Source organism: Kitasatospora sp. NPDC059648 (genome assembly GCF_042734825.1).
GTDB lineage: Bacteria > Actinomycetota > Actinomycetes > Streptomycetales > Streptomycetaceae > Kitasatospora.
The window spans coordinates 17,393-34,471 of record NZ_JBHWDU010000020.1 but is presented as its reverse complement, the minus strand read 5'-3'; the positions used below and the strand labels follow the sequence as shown (position 1 = coordinate 34,471).

Annotated in this window: 16 protein-coding genes, 1 tRNA gene and 1 pseudogene; 9 read left to right on the top strand and 9 right to left on the bottom strand. The window is 71.7% G+C overall.

The features are described 5' to 3' along the window. The first annotated feature begins 152 nt into the window (after window positions 1-152). The 3 genes from ACFV1W_RS15145 to ACFV1W_RS15135 all read left to right on the top strand — a co-directional run bounded on the left by ACFV1W_RS15145 (window position 153) and on the right by ACFV1W_RS15135 (window position 2,717). Window positions 153-1,070 carry an ABC transporter ATP-binding protein gene (locus ACFV1W_RS15145; protein WP_380416575.1) on the top strand — a complete coding sequence of 306 codons (918 nt, stop codon included), beginning with the start codon at window positions 153-155 and terminating at the stop codon, window positions 1,068-1,070. Then, window positions 1,067-2,212: an ABC transporter permease gene (locus ACFV1W_RS15140; protein WP_380416574.1), complete on the top strand. Its 1,146-nt coding sequence runs from the start codon at window positions 1,067-1,069 to the stop codon at window positions 2,210-2,212. The genes ACFV1W_RS15145 and ACFV1W_RS15140 overlap by 4 nt, the downstream gene beginning before the upstream one ends. A 100-nt stretch (window positions 2,213-2,312) precedes the next feature. Continuing rightward, window positions 2,313-2,717 carry a globin gene (locus ACFV1W_RS15135; RefSeq protein WP_380416572.1) on the top strand — a complete coding sequence of 135 codons (405 nt, stop codon included), beginning with the start codon at window positions 2,313-2,315 and terminating at the stop codon, window positions 2,715-2,717. An 8-nt stretch (window positions 2,718-2,725) separates the two neighbouring features. Here ACFV1W_RS15135 and ACFV1W_RS15130 read toward each other — a convergent pair whose 3' ends face one another. From ACFV1W_RS15130 to ACFV1W_RS15110, 5 genes are all read right to left on the bottom strand, one after another. After that, a complete protein-coding gene (locus ACFV1W_RS15130) occupies window positions 2,726-3,418 on the bottom strand; it encodes a hypothetical protein (protein WP_380416570.1) in 693 nt (230 codons plus the stop codon). A gap of 47 nt (window positions 3,419-3,465) precedes the next feature. Next, a complete protein-coding gene (locus ACFV1W_RS15125; RefSeq protein ID WP_030289101.1) occupies window positions 3,466-3,909 on the bottom strand; it encodes a thioesterase family protein in 444 nt (147 codons plus the stop codon). Between the two features lie 126 nt (window positions 3,910-4,035). Next, window positions 4,036-5,700, bottom strand: a complete 1,665-nt coding sequence (gene ettA, locus ACFV1W_RS15120; protein WP_380416568.1) for an energy-dependent translational throttle protein EttA — start codon at window positions 5,698-5,700, stop codon at window positions 4,036-4,038. Between the two features lie 288 nt (window positions 5,701-5,988). Further along, window positions 5,989-7,416, bottom strand: coding sequence for a Cys-Gln thioester bond-forming surface protein (locus ACFV1W_RS15115; protein ID WP_380416567.1), 1,428 nt, complete (start codon window positions 7,414-7,416; stop codon window positions 5,989-5,991). Window positions 7,417-7,769: 353 nt separating this feature from the next. Next, entirely contained in the window at window positions 7,770-8,354 is a 585-nt protein-coding gene (locus ACFV1W_RS15110) for a single-stranded DNA-binding protein (RefSeq protein WP_380416565.1), read from the bottom strand. A 646-nt stretch (window positions 8,355-9,000) separates the two neighbouring features. Between ACFV1W_RS15110 and ACFV1W_RS15105 the strand changes: the two genes are divergently transcribed. Continuing rightward, window positions 9,001-9,076: transfer RNA gene (locus ACFV1W_RS15105), tRNA-Arg, on the top strand. Window positions 9,077-9,415: 339 nt separating this feature from the next. On the opposite strand, the gene ACFV1W_RS15100 is transcribed toward ACFV1W_RS15105, so the two are convergent. Beyond that, window positions 9,416-10,024, bottom strand: coding sequence for a TetR/AcrR family transcriptional regulator (locus ACFV1W_RS15100; protein WP_380416564.1), 609 nt, complete (start codon window positions 10,022-10,024; stop codon window positions 9,416-9,418). A gap of 76 nt (window positions 10,025-10,100) precedes the next feature. Between ACFV1W_RS15100 and ACFV1W_RS15095 the strand changes: the two genes are divergently transcribed. Then, window positions 10,101-10,652 (top strand): GNAT family N-acetyltransferase, encoded by a 552-nt coding sequence (locus ACFV1W_RS15095; protein WP_380416562.1) that lies wholly within the window; start codon window positions 10,101-10,103, stop codon window positions 10,650-10,652. 172 nt (window positions 10,653-10,824) lie between these two features. Here the strand turns inward: ACFV1W_RS15095 and ACFV1W_RS15090 are convergent, their stop codons facing one another. After that, the gene (locus ACFV1W_RS15090) at window positions 10,825-12,312 is read right to left on the bottom strand and encodes an MFS transporter (RefSeq protein ID WP_380416707.1); all 1,488 of its coding nucleotides are present in this window, start codon (window positions 12,310-12,312) and stop codon (window positions 10,825-10,827) included. Between the two features lie 73 nt (window positions 12,313-12,385). Next, window positions 12,386-12,520 (bottom strand): annotated as a pseudogene (locus tag ACFV1W_RS15085) (hypothetical protein); the annotation flags it as partial. A gap of 83 nt (window positions 12,521-12,603) precedes the next feature. Between ACFV1W_RS15085 and ACFV1W_RS15080 the strand changes: the two are divergent. From ACFV1W_RS15080 to ACFV1W_RS15070, 3 genes are all read left to right on the top strand, one after another. Then, entirely contained in the window at window positions 12,604-13,293 is a 690-nt protein-coding gene (locus tag ACFV1W_RS15080; protein WP_380416560.1) for a TetR/AcrR family transcriptional regulator, read from the top strand. A 34-nt stretch (window positions 13,294-13,327) separates the two neighbouring features. Next, on the top strand, window positions 13,328-14,137 hold the full coding sequence (locus ACFV1W_RS15075; protein WP_380416558.1) for an enoyl-CoA hydratase/isomerase family protein: 810 nt from the start codon (window positions 13,328-13,330) through the stop codon (window positions 14,135-14,137). A gap of 185 nt (window positions 14,138-14,322) precedes the next feature. Beyond that, window positions 14,323-14,925 (top strand): hypothetical protein, encoded by a 603-nt coding sequence (locus tag ACFV1W_RS15070; RefSeq protein WP_380416556.1) that lies wholly within the window; start codon window positions 14,323-14,325, stop codon window positions 14,923-14,925. A gap of 25 nt (window positions 14,926-14,950) precedes the next feature. Here the strand turns inward: ACFV1W_RS15070 and ACFV1W_RS15065 are convergent, their stop codons facing one another. Beyond that, window positions 14,951-16,177, bottom strand: coding sequence for an acyl-CoA dehydrogenase family protein (locus tag ACFV1W_RS15065; protein WP_030289122.1), 1,227 nt, complete (start codon window positions 16,175-16,177; stop codon window positions 14,951-14,953). 139 nt (window positions 16,178-16,316) lie between these two features. Here ACFV1W_RS15065 and ACFV1W_RS15060 point away from each other — a divergent pair, with 139 nt between their 5' ends. After that, complete coding sequence (locus ACFV1W_RS15060) at window positions 16,317-16,952, top strand: TetR family transcriptional regulator (protein ID WP_380416553.1); 636 nt, start codon at window positions 16,317-16,319, stop codon at window positions 16,950-16,952. The last annotated feature ends 127 nt before the right edge of the window (window positions 16,953-17,079 follow it).

Genomic DNA, 17,079 nt, shown 5'->3' with positions numbered 1-17,079 from the left:
CGCTTTGAGGCCTCGTCAGGAGCAACTCGGGCCGGGCCGGGCGGAATTCCGATATTCCGCCCGGCCCGGTTTTTCACGCCTTCCTCAGGAAATCCGCAAATCCCGCTCCCGGGTGTGCACAAGACGCCCCGAAACCCCTATTCTCTGGCCTCATGACTGCTGCTATATCCGCTGACGGCATCCGCCAGCGGTACGGGGATGTGCAGGCCGTCGACGGGGTGTCGTTCACCGTCGAGGCCGGCGAGTTCTACGGGATCCTGGGCCCCAACGGGGCCGGGAAGACCACCACCATGGAGATCCTGGAAGGGGTCCGCAAGCCCGACGAGGGCCGGGTCGAGCTGCTGGGGATGGCCCCCTGGCCGCGGAATCCGAAACTGCTGCCGCGGATCGGCGTGCAGTTCCAGGCCTCCGCCTTCTTCCGGAAACTGACGGCCCGGGAGACCATCCGCACCTTCGCGTCGTTCTACGGGGTCGGTCCCAAGCGGGCCGATGCGATGCTGGAGCGGGTCGGCCTCGCCGACAAGGCCGAGACCCTCACCGACCAGATGTCCGGCGGCCAGGCCCAGCGCCTGTCGATCGCCTGCGCGCTGGCCCACGACCCGGAGCTCGTCTTCCTGGACGAGCCCACCACCGGCCTCGACCCGCAGGCCCGCCGCAACCTCTGGGACCTCCTGCGGGACATCAACAACGAGGGCCGCACCGTAGTCCTGACCACCCACTACCTGGACGAGGCCGAGGTCCTCTGCGACCGGGTCTCGATCATGGACCACGGGAAGATACTGCACACCGGCGCCCCCGCGGCGCTGATCCGCGAGATCGACGACACCGTCCGGATCAGCGTGGCCTCCGGCCAGCTTCCGGTCGAGCGGGCCCGCGAGCTGCTGGGCGCGGCCGGCGCCGACGTCGCCACCCTGGAGGACGACACCGTCTCGCTCTCCGTCTCCACCCGCCTCCCGGCCCCGGTGCTCAGCGTGCTGGCCGAGCAGAACGCGCTGCGCGGCCTCGAAGTGCGCGGCGCCACCCTGGAGGACGTCTTCCTCCAGCTGACCGGACGGGAGTTCCGCGCATGACCGCAACCACCTCCACCGAGCCGAAGGTCCCCGCCCCGCGCGGCGGTTCGGCCGGCGCCGCCGACGGGCGGGAGCGGGTCAGCGCGTTCTGGAGCCTGTCCCGCGCGATGCTGCTCGGGATGAAGCGCGACCGCACCGCGACCTTCTTCATCCTGCTCTTCCCGCTGGTCTTCCTGGTCTTCTTCGGCAGCGTGACCAAGGGCTCCAACACCCCGCACGCCAAGGTCGCCCAGGTCGGCGCGGTGAAGTTGTTCGACTCGATGCAGGGCGAGGCCCGGACCGGGCTGGACAAGGTCCTCACCATCACCCGCACCGACGACGCGGCCGCCACGCTGGACAAGGTCCGCAAGGGCGACTACGACGCGATGATCACGCAGGGCCCGGACGGCAGGATCGAGCTGCGCTACAGCGCCGCCGACCAGGTCCGCGCCGGCGCGCTGCAGGGCATCGTCGACTCGGTCGTCCAGGAGGCCAACCAGGCGGCCAGCGAGAAGCCGCCGGCCTTCGTCGTGGAGGCCCAGCAGGTCGAGGACAAGTCGCTCAAGCCGATCCAGTTCCTCACCCCGGGCCTGCTCGGCTGGGCCATCGCCACCGGCGCGGTCTTCGGCGCCGCGCTCACCCTGGTCAACTGGCGCAAGTCCAAGGTGCTGCGCCGACTGCGGCTGGCCCCGATCAGCGCCGGCACGGTCGTCAGCTCCCGGATCCTGGTCTCGCTGCTGACCGCCTTCCTCCAGACCACCGTCTTCCTGGTGGTCGCCACGAGCTTCTTCGGACTCAAGCTCACCGGCAACTGGTGGCTGGTCCTCCCGCTGGTGGCCTGCGCGACGCTCGCCTTCATGTCCATCGGCCTGCTGGCCGGTTCGGTCGCCAAGACCGAGGAGGCGGCCAACGGCATCTCGCAGATCATCGTGCTGCCGATGTCCTTCCTGTCCGGCTCGTTCTTCCCGATGGACGGCGCTCCGGGCTGGTTGCAGACCGTCTCCAAGGTCATGCCGCTGCACTACCTGGTCGAGACCGCCCAGTCGGTGCTGACCCGCGGCGGCGGGGTCATGGACGCCCTGCCCACCATGGGCGGTCTGCTGCTCTTCGCGGCCGTCCTCACCGGCATCGCCTGGAAGCTGTTCAGGTGGGAGGACGCCTGACCGTCGCCCGCTGACCGCCTCCACCGGTCACCGAACCCCGCGGGGTCGTACGCCGCTGGTCCCGGTGTACGACCCCGTCGGCGTCTGCGACCATGGTCGGGTGACAGAAATCGGACGAGGAACGTTCAGCGAGGAGACCTTCTTCGAGCAGGTCGGCGGCGAGCCCACCTTCCGGCTCCTGACCCGCCGCTTCTACGAGGGCGTCGCCCAGGACGAGTTGCTGCGGCCGATGTACCCCGAGGAGGACCTCGGCCCGGCCGAGGAGCGGATGGCGCTGTTCCTGATGCAGTACTGGGGCGGCCCGCGCACCTACAGCGACCGGCGCGGCCACCCGCGGCTGCGGATGCGGCACGCGCCGTTCAAGGTCGACAAGGCGGCGCACGACGCGTGGCTGACGCACATGCGCGCGGCCGTGGCCAGCCTGGAGCTGCCCGCCGAGCACGAGCGGCAGCTGCTGGACTACCTGACCTACGCCGCCGCCTCGATGATCAACACCCCGGGCTGAGCGGCCTCCTACCGCAGGGGGCTGAGCCCCAGCCCCGCGCCCGGCGCGGCCGCGGTCCGCACGACCACCGAGCCCGCCGGCGCGCTCAGCCGCAGCCAGCCGCCCGCCCGGTGCACCGAGAGCGGGGCGCCGGGCTTCAGGAAGCCGATCACGTACGCGGCGTGCACCGCGCGCAGCGGCAGCTGCGGCAGCACCCCGACCGGCCGGGACCAGATCTCGTCCGCCAGCTGGTCCAGCACCGCGCGGGTGCGGTGGTGCGCCGGGACGGCCTCGCAGCGCTCGCGGAACTCCCGCACCCCGGCCATCAGTTCCGGGTACACCTCGGCCACCGGCGGGGCGCCGACCGGCCGCCAGCCCGCCCGCGGCGGCAGCAGCCCGGCCCAGGCCGGGCCGGTGACCGGCCCGGGCAGTGCGACGGCGCCCGCCTCGGCGTCCACGCCGTCCAGCAACTGCCCCGCCGAGACGGTCAGGTCGACCGGCTCGTCCAGGCCGCTCAGCCGGGCGGTGCGGAGCGCCAGCGCTCCCGAGCCGCCCAGCGGCAGGCGCCCGAAGACGGCCAGCACGCCGTCCTCCCCGGCCGGACCGACCGCCTGCAGCCGCACGGCCGCCGCCTTGTCGAAGCGCAGCAGGCGCAGCAGGAAGGCGGAGAGGTCGGCGGCCTCACCGGTGTCGGTCAGGACGAGGCGGGCGGTGACGGTCAACGCGGCTCAGCTCAATCGGTTCGGGGTCCTGGGACTTCCTGGGACTTTCAGACTGCCGCGACGGCCGGGGCCTCGTCCATGAACCGGGAGAGGAACTCCCGCTCCACCGGCGAGATCCGGCGCGGCCGGCCCTCGGCCAGGTCGTAGGGCACGACCACGGTGGAGGCCCGGACGTACACCGTCTCGGAGCCGTCCGGGTGGACGTCCTTGATGTCGTAGGAGACGGTCAGCGAGGCGCTGCCGATGTGCGTCACCCGGGTCTCGACGGTGACCGGCTCCGGCCGGTGCACCAGCGGGCGCTTGTAGTCGATCTCGTGGCGGGCCACCACCGAGCCGCCCGCGAACTCCCCGGCGCCGGCCTCGGCGGCCTGGGTGAACATGAAGTCGATCCGGGCCTCCTCCAGGTAGCGCAGGAAGACCACGTTGTTGACGTGTCCGAAGGCGTCCATGTCGGACCAGCGCAGCGGGCAGGCGTAGATGTGGCGAGCCACGGGTGTTCTCCTCGGTGTCCGGTCGCCCGCCGACGCCTTCTCGGCGACGGCCGGGGGTGACGGCTGGCCGCGGCCCGGCAGGCCGCCCCGGAGGGCAGTCTGCCGGGCCGTCGTGACAGCTGGATGTCAGCCTCGGGTCAGCTTCTTGTAGGTGGCCCGGTGCGGACGGGCGGCGTCGGCGCCCAGTCGCTCGATCTTGTTCTTCTCGTACGACTCGAAGTTGCCCTCGAACCAGAACCACTTGCTGTCACCCTCGTAGGCGAGGATGTGGGTGGCCACTCGGTCCAGGAACCAGCGGTCGTGGGAGATGACCACGGCGCAGCCGGGGAACTCCAGCAGGGCGTTCTCCAGCGAGGAGAGCGTCTCGACGTCGAGGTCGTTGGTGGGCTCGTCGAGGAGCAGCAGGTTGCCGCCCTGCTTGAGGGTGAGCGCCAGGTTCAGGCGGTTGCGCTCACCGCCGGAGAGCACGCCGGCCGGCTTCTGCTGGTCCGGGCCCTTGAAGCCGAAGGCGGACACGTAGGCGCGGGACGGCATCTCGACCTGGCCGACGTTGATCCAGTCCAGACCGTCGGAGACGACCTCCCAGAGGGTCTTCTTCGGGTCGATGTTGGAGCGGGTCTGGTCGACGTAGCTGATCTTGACGGTCTCGCCGACCTTGACCGTGCCGCTGTCCGGGGTCTCCAGGTCCTGGAGCATCTTGAACAGGGTGGTCTTGCCGGCGCCGTTCGGGCCGATGATGCCGACGATGCCGTTGCGCGGCAGGGTGAAGCTCAGGTCGTCGATCAGGACCTTCTCGCCGAAGGCCTTGTTGAGGTTCTCGACCTCGATGACGACGTTGCCCAGGCGCGGGCCCGGCGGGATCTGGATCTCCTCGAAGTCCAGCTTCCGCATCTTGTCGGCCTCGGCCGCCATCTCCTCGTAACGGGCGAGGCGGGCCTTGGACTTCGCCTGGCGGCCCTTGGCGTTGGAGCGGACCCACTCCAGCTCCTCCTTGAGCCGCTTGGCGCGCTTGGCGTCCTTCTGGCCCTCGACCTTGAGACGGGACTGCTTGGTCTCCAGGTAGGTGGAGTAGTTGCCCTCGTACGGGTAGGCGCGGCCGCGGTCGAGCTCCAGGATCCACTCGGCGACGTTGTCCAGGAAGTACCGGTCGTGGGTGACGGCCACGACGGTGCCCTTGTACTTCTCCAGGTGCTGCTCCAGCCAGTTCACCGACTCGGCGTCCAGGTGGTTGGTGGGCTCGTCGAGCAGCAGCAGGTCGGGGGCCTCCAGCAGCAGCTTGCAGAGCGCGACGCGGCGCTTCTCGCCACCGGAGAGCTTGGTGACCGGCCAGTCGCCGGGCGGGCAGCCCAGGGCGTCCATGGCCTGCTCCAGCTGGGCGTCCAGGTCCCAGGCCTCGGCGTGGTCGAGGTCCTCCTGGAGCTTGCCCATCTCCTCCAGCAGGGCGTCCGAGTAGTCGGTCGCCATCAGCTCGGCGATCTCGTTGAAGCGGTTGAGCTTCCCCTTGATCTCCTTGACGCCGTCCTCGACGTTCTCCAGGACGGTCTTGGACTCGTCCAGCGGCGGCTCCTGGAGGAGCATGCCGACGGTGAAGCCGGGCGAGAGGAAGGCGTCGCCGTTGGAGGGCTGCTCCAGGCCGGCCATCATCTTCAGCACGGTCGACTTACCGGCACCGTTGGGGCCCACGACGCCGATCTTCGCTCCGGGGAGGAAGCTGAGCGTCACGTCGTCAAGGATGACCTTGTCTCCGTGAGCCTTGCGCACCTTGCGCATCGTGTAGATGTATTCCGCCACGTGAGATCGCTCCGGCGTCGTCGGGAGTAATTCGGCTTGCAGCCTTCCATTGTGCCGCACCCGGCCGGGAGCCCCGAACCGCCCGGGTGGCCCCACGGGGGCCGGCCGGACGACGACGGACGCGCGCACGGCCGGTTCGCCGCCGGTCCGTTCCCGCCGGTGAGCCCCCGCCGGTGAGCCCCGCCCGTCTGCCGGAACGCCGACGGCCCGGCTCTCCCGCAGCGGGTGCGGGGGAGCCGGGCCGTGGCCGAGCGGCATCAGTCGGTGCCGCTAGTGGGTGCTACCGGTTCAGGCGGCGTTGCCACCGTGGCGGCCGCGGCGACGCAGGAAGAAGACCGCAGCGCCACCGGCGACGACCAGGGCGCCCGCGATGCCGGCCAGCAGCGGGGTGTTGCTGTTGGCACCGGTCTGGGCCAGGCCACCGGTGCCGGGGGCGGCGCTGGTGGTCGACGGGGCCGGCTGGGCGGCACCGGTGCTCGGGGTGCCCGAGGGGGTGGCGGTGGCGGTGCCGGTGGCGGCCGGGGTGGTCGGGGCCGAGCTCGGGGTCACGCCGACCTTGCAGTCCAGCACGCCGGTGAACTCGTTGGTGTAGCCGTTCGGGCCGGAGACCTTGATGTCGTACTTCGCCTTCTCGGCGACCTTGACGAGCACGCTCTCGGTCTTGCCGGGCTGCACGGTCACCTGCTGCTTGTCGACCGTGACGGTGGCGGCCTCGTCACCGCTGTTGGTGACGGAGACGGTCACGCCGTTCTTGGCGCACTCGACCTTGGCGCTGCTCTCGACCAGCGCGCCCTTGCCCTGCTTCCAGGTGACCTTGGCGGCGGCGTTGACGCTGAGCTTGTCGGAGCTGGCCAGGATCATGGTCTGGCTGTGGTTGCCGTCGGCGTCCACGTCGGTCATGAAGACCCGGCCGCTGGGCACGACGGTCGAGGCGTTCGCGTTGAGGGTGACCGCACCGTCCGGGGTGCCGCCGGGCACGTCCAGGAACAGCTGGGTGTCCTTGGCGATCGGACCGGTCAGGGTGGCGCCGACCGGCTTGCCGTCCTTGTCCACCAGCTTGGCCTTGTCGGCGGCGGGGCCGGCGACGGACAGCTTCACCTCGGCGGCGCTGGAGTTGAGGGTGAACGGGCCGATCTTGCCGCCGGACTTGCCGGAGACGGAGTCCGGGGTCAGGGTCAGCGAGGGCTTCGGCTCGGCGGCGATGCCCTTGTTGGCGTCGCTGATCAGGTAGTCGCGCAGCTTGGTGGCGTTCGACTTGTGCAGGGTCACGTCCTTGTTGTCCGAGAACTTCCAGATCGCGGCCTGGGTACCGGCGGCGGCGTCCTCGGCGGTCAGGCCGTCGACCTTGATGGCCGCGGCCAGCGCCGTCAGGTTGACGTGCGGGTAGGAGTTGTCCAGGATCCACCGGATCATGGGGGCCTTGGCGTTGGCACCGAGGGAGCTCGCCGCCCAGTCCGCCTCGTGGTACTGCGCACCGCTGTCGAGGTACACCGGGTTGTCGAAGTCGATGCAGTAGGTCTGCAGCAGACCGCCGTCGCTCGTCTTGAGGGTGAAGAGACCGGCGTCGACGGTGCCCTTGCCCGCGACATCGACCTTCTCGGCCACCATGCCCCTCTGGATCACGGCCTTGGTCACGCCCGAGGCCGGGGTGTCCGCCGCGGTCGCCGCACCGGCCGCGAACAGCCCTCCACCCAGCGCCAGACTGGTCGTGAGCATGACAGTGGTTATGCGGGACAGACTCCGCCCCTGCCTCTTGAACATCTGGGATCCCTCCGGAGCGGGCCGCGCCGAGTGGGCAGCCCGCCGACTTGCCGTGCCGCGCGTGCCCCCTGTGGCACTGCTGCGGTATGAACCAGACGAATCCTATTGAGCCTCAGAGGTCTCGAAACCCCCATGCGAAATCAGGACGATACCGTGTCTGTATCGTTATCAACCCCCTCGGGATCCACACAAGCTGACGTCCTGCCAGAATCTCCTCATGACTTTCCGTTATCCGGTCGAGATTGCGCGTGCGGGTACAACCGCCTTCTCGATCAACATATTTGTCGACAGGGAAGGTCGCCGACCGATCAGCTCCGCGTCGCCCGCTCTTCACCTCCCCGCTGCCCTTCGGACACGGCCTCCTGCTGCTCCGTCACCTCTCGCACACCGGTCGGCGACTCGGGCGAACGGGGCGCCGCGGCCACCGCCGAGGCCCGGCGCGACTCCAGCGCGTTGACGATCCAGCCGGGCACCGGCTCGCCCCCGCCGTCCGCCCCGGCGCCCCCGGCCGCCGCCGACGGCTGCCCGCGCACCCCCGCCGCCCACCGGAACGCCGCCGTGCCGCGAGTGAGATCGTGCCCGACCGACCGGGCGTTGATCTCGGCCCGGCTGTGCTTCACCTCTCCGTCCGTCCACTCGTGCACCCGGAGCCGGCCCGTCACCAGCACCGGATCACCCTTGGACAGCGAGCCGATCAGGTTGACCGCGAGCGCCCGCCAGGCCGTCACCCTCAGCCACTGCGCCTCGCCGTCCACCCAGCAGGCCCGCTCGCGGTCGTACCGCCGCTCGGTGACGCCGAGCCGGAAGTTCGCCATCGGCACCCCGCCGGAGGTTTCCCCGTAGCTCACCTCGGTCGCGACATTGCCGATCACCGTCACATACGTCTCGCTCATGGCGCACTCTCCGTTCTCGCCGATGCACCGTACGGAATCGAGCGGTGCGAGTTGAGAGTGCACCCGGAAGGAAATCCCGGCCACCGGGTTCCGAAATCGTGTGGACAACTCCTAGGCCGATCGGCAGGGTGAAAAAGAGCCGTCACTCGCAGGGGTGAATTTCGGCCTTCGTGCACCTCCACACCGACACTTCTTCGCGCTCATGACAACAAACCGGCAGATCGCGACCGCCGCAGGGGCGCGACCGCAGGCCCGCCGGGAGCCGTCCGCGCACGTCATCCGACCGGAGCAAGCCGGAATAGGACCCCCCACCCGCACCGTTGGCGGGACATTCTCCGTGTCGAATCCATAACGGCTGAGGAGGCAGCCCCGTAACGACTGCACAACGTCCGGCCCGGAACTGTCCCAGACCGCTGCACGCACGGTCTTCACCTGCGATTATCGGACCGCTCCACCGAACCGACACACCAACGACGGTGTCGTCACACCCGGCCCAGGAACTGGACACCCTTATCCTGTCCCCGACAGGGCGAGGGCCCACAACCCCCACCCCCACCCCTCAGGTACGGGGCCGGACAACGCGCGCCCCCAGCGCTCGTCGCCCGATCCCGGCCACGGTCACGCCCGCCAGGGCGGCGCCCGTCCCGCCCCCATAGCTCAGCGGATAGAGCACCCGCCTTCTAAGCGGTAGGTCGCAGGTTCGAATCCTGCTGGGGGCGCCACCCTGCAATTCCGCAGGCCACGCACCCGTGAACACTTTCCGTGCGCGCTTCGGACCTCCGGGTAATCCTGCACTCACCGCGCATAACCCGTGACAATGCGTGTCGTGGCCGCTGCGAAAGGCCGGCCGATCGGGAAAACCGGAATTCCGGGCGGATCCCCACCCCTGACCGAAACAGCCCCGGCCGGACCGGCCGTCGGCGATATCCGGAAAAAGTCGGACAGCCGGACAGCCAACGCCCCGGGCGGGCGCCCCGCCCGATCCGCCGGACGCGTCGAACCAGGTCGGACGCGTCGGACGGGCCGGACGCGTCGGACGGGCCGGACGCGTCGGACGGGCCCTAAGCGACCAGCCCCGCCAGGTAGGCGTCGAGCAGCGCGATCTGACGCTCGGCCGGGAACTCCGCCGGGGCGAACAGCGACTGCACCACCAGTCCCAGCACGAAGGCCTGGGCCCCCGCCGCGAGCCCGGCGGGATCCGCCTCGGCCGGGAGCTCGCCGAGCCGCTGGGCGTCCGCCACGTGCGCCGTGAGCGCCACCCGCGAGCGGGCGTAGCGCCCCGCGTGCGCGGCCGCCAGCTCCGGGTCGGCCAGGGCGACGTCCCAGGAACTGACCCAGATCCGGTTTCCGGCCTCGGTCGCCTCGTCCAGCGGCAGGACGTCGAGCAGTGCGGCCCGCAGCCGGGCCAGCCCGGCGGGCGGCGGGGTGCCGTCGACGGGCGCCAGCCGCCGGGGCCGGGCGGCGGAGCGCCGGTCGAGCTCCTCCAGGGCGTGGCTCAGCAGCGCCCGCTTGTTCGGGAAGTAGTGGGTCAACAGCCCAGTGGAGGCCCCCAGTTCGGCTGCCACCGCGCGCAGCGTGAGCCCCTCGAAGCCCCGGGTGGAGAGCACTCGCCACACCCCCTCGGAGACTTCCGAACGGCGGGCGTCATGGTCTCCACGGGGCGGCGTCATGGGAGCTATCGTACATACCAAACGTTTGTTATGAATGATCCCGACAGCCCGCCGCACCACCCGTGAAAGGCCGCCCGTGTTTTCCGTCCCCCTCGCCGAGAACGCCGAACTGCGCCCCCTCGAACCCTGGCAGGCCCCCGAGTTCCTGGCCCACATCGACCGCGCCCGGGCCCACACCGACCCGTGGATCCCGTGGGCCACCTTCTCCACCGACCTGGACTCGGCCCGCGCCACCCTGCAGCGCTACGCCGACCGCCAGGCCACCGATTCCGGCCGGATCTTCGGCATCTGGCTGGACGGCACGCTGGTCGGCGGCGTGATGTTCGTGCACTTCGACACCAAGACCGGCAACTGCGAGATCGGCGCCTGGACCGAGCCGGCCGGCGAGGGCAGCGGGCTGATCACCGCCGCCGTCCGGCTGTTGCTCGACTACGCCTTCACCACCCGTGGCATGCACCGCGCCGAGTGGTGGTGCTCGGCCGTCAACGCCCGCAGCCGGGCCGTGGCCGAGCGGGTCGGCATGCGGCGGGACGGCGTGCTGCGCGAGTGGATCCTGCACAACGGTGTCCGCCACGACAAGGAGATCTGGGCGATCCTGGCCTCGGAGTGGGCCGCCGCCCGGGCCTGACCGGCCGGGTTCCCGGCGCCCGACGAGCGGGGCCCGGTGGACTCCCCCGCAGTCCACCGGGCCCCGCCCCGTCGCACCCCGTTTTCGTCGCACCCCGTTTTCGCCGTACCTCTTTCGCCGAATCCGTTTCGCCCTATCCGTTTCGCGCGAATCCGTTTCGCCGACCGCTCGCTCAGGCCGCCGGCACCGGCTCCTCCGCCGAGGCTCCCGCCCCGGCCCCCGCCGTCTCCACCGAGCGCAGCCGCAGCGCCAGCAGCAGCACCAGGACCATCACCCCGCCCGCCGACAGGAAGACCACGTCCACGGCGTCCGTGAAGCTCCGCACCACCTGCTCCCGCGCCGGGCCGGTCGCCGTCCGTACCGCACCGAGCGTCCGACCGGGCTGGCCGGCCTCGAACACCCGGGACAGCACGGTGCCGAACACCGCCGCCCCGAGGGCGTTGCCGAGGGTCTGGAAGAACCTGATCCCGGTGGTGGCGACGCCGAGCTGGTGTCGCGGGGCGGTGTCCTGCACCAGGGTGATCAGCTGCCCGATCAGCTGACCGAACCCGGCGCCGAGCAGGGCGAGTTCGCCGCCCACCGCCCAGAGCGGGGTGTCCGGCCCGGTGAGCCCGAGCAGCCCCAGCGCGAGCACGGAGCAGCCCGCGCCGGCCGCCAGGAAGGTGCGCGCCCGGTGCCCGCGGGAGAGCAACCGGGTGGCCAGCAGTCCGGCCCCGGTCATGCCGGCCGCCATCGGCATCAGGTAGAGGCTGGCCGTCGTCGGGGCGATCCCCCGGGCGACCTGCAGGTAGATCATCACGTAGACGATCGCGCCCATCATGCCCATCCCGACCAGGCCCTGGACGGCGAAGCCGATCCGCACCACCGGGATCCGGAACAGCGAGAGCGGCAGCACCGGCTCGGCGGCGGTGGCCTGGCGCCACAGGAAGAGCCCGAGCGCGGCCAGGGTGGCGCCGGCCGCGCCGAGGATCACCGGGGAGGTCCAGCCGTAGTCCTTGCCGCCCCACTCGGTGACCAGCAGCAGCCCGGTGGCGAACGCGGCTGCCAGAGTGGCGCCGAGGAAGTCCAGGCCGCGCCGCTCGGCGGTCTGCGGCAGCTTGAGCGCCAGGGCGAAGCCGGCCAGCACGAGCAGCCCGAACGGCAGGTTGACGTAGAAGATCCAGCGCCAGCCGAGGTGATCGGTGAACAGCGCCCCGACCAGCGGGCCGATCGCCATGCCGAGGCCCGCGACGATCCCGCCCATCGCGCCGCCCTTGCCGCTGCTGCGCTCCTCCGGGTCCTGGAGCTGGGCCATCACGACCATGGTCACGCTCATCAGCCCGCCGCCGCCGAGGCCCTGGACGGCGCGGAAGGCGATCAGCTCGCCCATCGACTGCGCGGCGCCGCACAGCGCCGAGCCGAGCAGGAAGCTGCCGACCGCGCCGAGCAGGACGCGCTTGGCGCCGTACACGTCGCAGAGCTTGCCGTAGAGCGGGAGCAGCGCGGTGGCGGCCAGGGAGAAGGCGCTGACCAGCCAGGGCAACCGGTCGACGCCGTGCACCGGGTCGAGGTCGCGGACGATCGGCACGGTGGCGGCCGAGACGATGTTGGAGTCGAGCACGGCCAGCACGATCGTCAGCAGGCAGAGCAGCATGCCGAGCTTCCGCCGGGCGGCCGTCATCAGCACGGTTCCGTCCCGCTCGGGCGCCGTCCGGCCAGCAGGTGACCGCGCGGCGGAAGTCCGCGCGGCGGAGGTCTGTGCGGCGGAGATCTGTGCGGCGGAGGTCTGTGCGGCGGGTGTGCGGGCAGCGGATGCCATCGGGAAGTCCCCCCGGAGTCAGTGGAGTTGGCCCGGGCCGGTGCGGTCCGGCGGGCTCGGCACCCACCATGGCAGCATTATTGGACTGGGTCAATTCTTCATCTCGTCCAAGCTTTCGGTCTGGTCAACGTTTGATCCTGGTACAGTCCCCCCATGGCGACCCACCACGGCTTGGACCTCGGCCCCGACCGCGACCTCGACGCACTCCCGCTGCGCGAGCGCAAGAAGATCCAGACCGGCATCCGGATCTTCCGCGCGGCCATCGGCCTGTTCGCCGAGCGGGGCTTCGACCAGGTCTCGGTGGCCGAGATCGCGGCCGCCGCCGAGGTGTCCAAGATGACCGTCTTCAACTACTTCCCGACCAAGGAAGACCTGGTCATGGGGCCCATGGAGCAGCACCTCGACGAACCGGCCCGGGCGGTGCGCGACCGCGCGCCGGGCACCTCCGCGGTCGCGGCGCTGCGCGAGGACTTCCTGGCCGCGCTGGAGCGCAAGGACCCGGCCACCGGCCTGAACGACGACCAGGTCGTGCTGGACGTGATCCGGCTGGTCCACGCCACGCCGGCACTGAGCTCGCGGGCCACCGCGGGCTTCGGCCAGCAGGCCCAGATCCTGCTGGCCGAGGAGCTGTGCGCCCAGGACCCGGCCCACGACGAGCTGACCGCCCGGATCGCCGCCGCCCAGCTGCTGGCCGTCCGGCTGGCCCTGATCGGCGGCAACCACCGCCGGATGCTGGCCGGCGAGCGCGCGGACGCCGCGCTGCCCGCCGCACTGGAGGAGGCCCGCCGCGCCTTCGCCTCCGTCGAGCACGGCCTCGGGGACTACTGCACCGACCGGGCCTGAGAGAGTGGGCGCACCAGACCGACCGGAGGTGCGCATGGACCAGCCGCTGCTCACGCGGGACCGCTCCGCCCTGCCCGTACAGGCCGAGGGCCTCAACGCCTACGTCGGCGAGGACGGCGTCGCGGTCCTGGAGTTCGCCCGACCGCACCGCCGCAACGCGGTGACCCTGGCGATCTGGCAGGCGCTGCCCAAGGTCCTGGACCAGCTGGCCGAGCAGGGGGACGTGCGCGCCCTGCTGCTGACCGGCGCCGGGAACACCTTCAGCGCGGGCGCGGACATCACCGAACTCGCCGAGGTGTACGGCGATCCGCAGCGCGCGGACGCCTACCACGCGGTCAACCTGGCCGCCGAGGAGGCGCTCGCGGCCTTCCCGCACCCGACCCTCGCCGTGGTGCACGGTGCCTGCGTGGGCGGTGGCTGCCAGCTGGCCGTCGCCTGCGACCTGCGCTTCGTCGCGGAGGACGCGCGGCTGGGGATCACCCCGGCCAAGCTCGGCGTGGTCTACCCGGCGGTGCCGACCCTGCGCCTGGCCCGGCTGGTCGGCCCGGCCCGGGCCAAGTACCTGCTGTTCTCCGGCGAGTTGGTGAGCGGCCGGGACGCGCTGCCGCTGGGCCTCGCGGAGCGGGTCCTGCCGGACGCCGAACTGGACGCCGCCGCCCTGGAGTTCGCCCGGCTGCTGACCAGTCGCTCGACCCAGACGATCGGCGCGGTCAAGGCCGCGCTGGCCGTCCCGTCGGAGCGGGCCGCCGAGGCACTGGCGCCCTGGGAGCGGCGCTCCCGGGAGGCCTCGGACGTGCACGAGGGACTGGCCGCCTTCCTGGACGGCCGCCCGCCGCGGTTCTGACGGGCGCGCCGAGGTTCTGACGGGCGCGCCGCGGCTCCGCCGGTGTCCGGGCGCGGAGGAGCGGCGGCGCCGGCGGCTCACGTACGATCATCCGACCAGCGAACCGGCGCACCAGCGCACCAGCGCACCGACCGCCCAACCACCCAGCCGCCGACCGTCCTTCCCGACCCGGAGCACGCACCCCGATGACCACCGAGGCCACGACCGCCCCCACCAGCCGGACGATCTGGGCCCGCCGGGTCACCGACGGCGTCGAGCCGAAGAACGTGATCATCGCGGTCTGCCTGCTGATCGGCGGCCTGCGCTACGGCTGGCCCGGCCTCGGCTGGGCCGCTTTCGCGGCGCTGTTCGCAGCCGTCATCCCGACCCTGTTCATCCAGCGCGGCATCCGCAAGGGCACCCTGGAGGACCGCCACGTCGGCCACCGCCGGCGCCGGTTGACCGTCATCCCGTTCATCATGGGCTCGGTCGCGGTCAGCTTCGCGGTGATGATCTGGGCCCACGCCCCGCGCGACCTCACCGCGATGGTGGCGGCGATGTTCGCCTCGCTGGTCCCGATCCTGGTGATCACCGTCTGGTGGAAGGTCTCCGTGCACACCGCCGTCGCCAGTGGCGCGGTGGCCTGCCTGGGCATCGCGCTCGGCCCGGGGTGGCTGCTGCTCTACCCGCTGGTCGCGGTGATCGGCTGGTCCCGGGTGGTGCTGCGGGACCACACCACCGCACAGACGATCGTCGGCGCGGTGGTGGGCGCCCTCACCGCCGGTCTCACCTTCTGGGCCGCCCGGTAGGACGGCCCCCCGGGACCGGCCCCGGCTACCGGATCGGCATCCCCGAGATCGCCCGCGCAATGACCAGCCGCTGGATCTCGCTGGTCCCCTCGAAGATCGAGTAGATCGCGCTGTCCCGGTGCATCCGCTCCACCGGGTACTCCCGGGTGAAGCCGTTGCCGCCGAGGATCTGCATCGCCTGCGCGGTGACGAACTTGGCCGTCTCGCCCGCGTACAGCTTGGACATCGAGCCCTCCGCCGAGGTGAACGGCTGGTTGTTGACCGCCATCCAGGACGCCCGCCACACCAGCAGCCGGGCCGCGTCGATCCGGGTCTTCATGTCGGCGAGCTGGAAGGCCACGCCCTGGTTGTCGATGATCGGACGGCCGAACTGCTCCCGGGTCCTGGCGTAGTCCAGCGCCACCTCGTACGCGGCCCGCGCGATGCCGATCGCCTGCGCCCCGACCGCCGGGCGGGAGGCCTCGAAGGTGGCCATCGCCGCGTTGCCCTTGCCGCCCGCGCGCTTGGCGCCCTCGCGGGCCCGGGCCAGCCGCTCGTCCAGCTTCTCCTTGCCGCCGAGCAGGCAGCTGCCGGGCACCCGGACGCCGTCGAGCACCACCTCGGCGGTGTGCGAGGCGCGGATGCCGTGCTTCTTGAACTTCTGGCCCTGGCTCAGCCCCGGGGTGCCCGGCGGGACGACGAACGAGGCGTGCCCGCGGGTGCCCAGCTCCGGGTCGACGCTGGCGACCACCACGTGCACGGCGGCGATCCCGCCGTTGGTGGCCCAGGTCTTGGTGCCGTTCAGCACCCACTCGTCCTTGGCCTCGTCGTAGACCGCCCGGGTGCGCAGCGCGCCCACGTCCGAGCCCGCGTCCGGCTCGGAGGAGCAGAAGGCGGCCACCTTGACGTCGTCCGGGGTGCCGAACATCTGCGGGGTCCAGGTGCCGATCTGCTCGTCGGTGCCGTTGGCGAGCACCGCGACGGCGGCCAGCGTGGTGCCGACGATGGACAGCCCGATGCCCGCGTCGCCCCAGAACAGCTCCTCCATGGCTATCGGGATGCCGACACCGGAGGGGTCGAAGTACTGCTGGGCGTAGAAGTCGAGCGAGTAGATGCCCAGCTTGGCGGCCTCCTGGATGATCGGCCAGGGGGTCTCCTCGCGCTCGTCCCACTCCGCCGCGGCGGGGCGGATCACGTCGGCGGCGAAGCCGTGCAGCCAGTCGCGTACGGCGAGCTGGTCCGCGCCCGGGTCCAGCGAGAACGTGCTGCTCATGGTGCTGCCTCCGCAGAAGGTGTACGACGCAGGGATACGACCCACCGGGGTGTTACCCGGGGTAACATCGTCGGAGTCTGCTACTGATTGGTAACCGGTGTCAACGCCCAGGCCGCCCCAGAATCCCGAGGAGCAGCGCATGTCCCGAGAGCCCCGCCGCGAGCAGCTGCTCAACGCCGCCGACCGGGTCATCCAGCGCGAGGGGCCGAGCGCCAGCATGAACGCCATCGCCGCCGAGGCCGGCATCACCAAGCCGATCCTCTACCGGCACTTCGGCGACCGGAACGGCCTGATCAGGGCCCTGACCGCACGCCACACCAGCGGCCTGCTGGCCGCCGTCCGGGCCGCCCTGGCCGAGCCGCTAGAACGCCGCGACCGGGTCGAACACGTCCTGGACACCTACCTCGCCGGGATCGAGGCACGCCCCCAGGTCTACCGGCTGCTCACCCACCCCGAGCCGGGCGACCCGAGCGGCGCCGGCAACGCCCTCGCCCCCGCCCTGCGGCAGATCGCCGAGGAGATCACCCGCGCCGTGCAGAGCCAGGTCGACCTCGGCGCCGACCGCGACCTGCTCGCCGAGGCCTGGGGCCGGGGCATCACCGGCATGGTGCTGGCCGCCGGCGACTGGTGGCTGGAGACCAGACCCTGCTCGCGCACCCGCATGGTGCAGGCCCTGGCCGACCTGCTCTGGGGGCGCCTGGCCGCCGCCGCGGACCTGCCGACCGCCGTCCTGCCCGCCGCCCCGGCCGAACCGCCGAGCCCCGAAGCGGACTGACCCCCAGGGCGACCGCTCGCAGGCCGACCGCTCGCGGGCCGTCCCCTCCGGGCCGACTCCCCGCAGGCCGAACTCCCCTCGGGTGCACGACGCCGGGTGCACGACGCCCGGGTGCACGAGCCCGGTG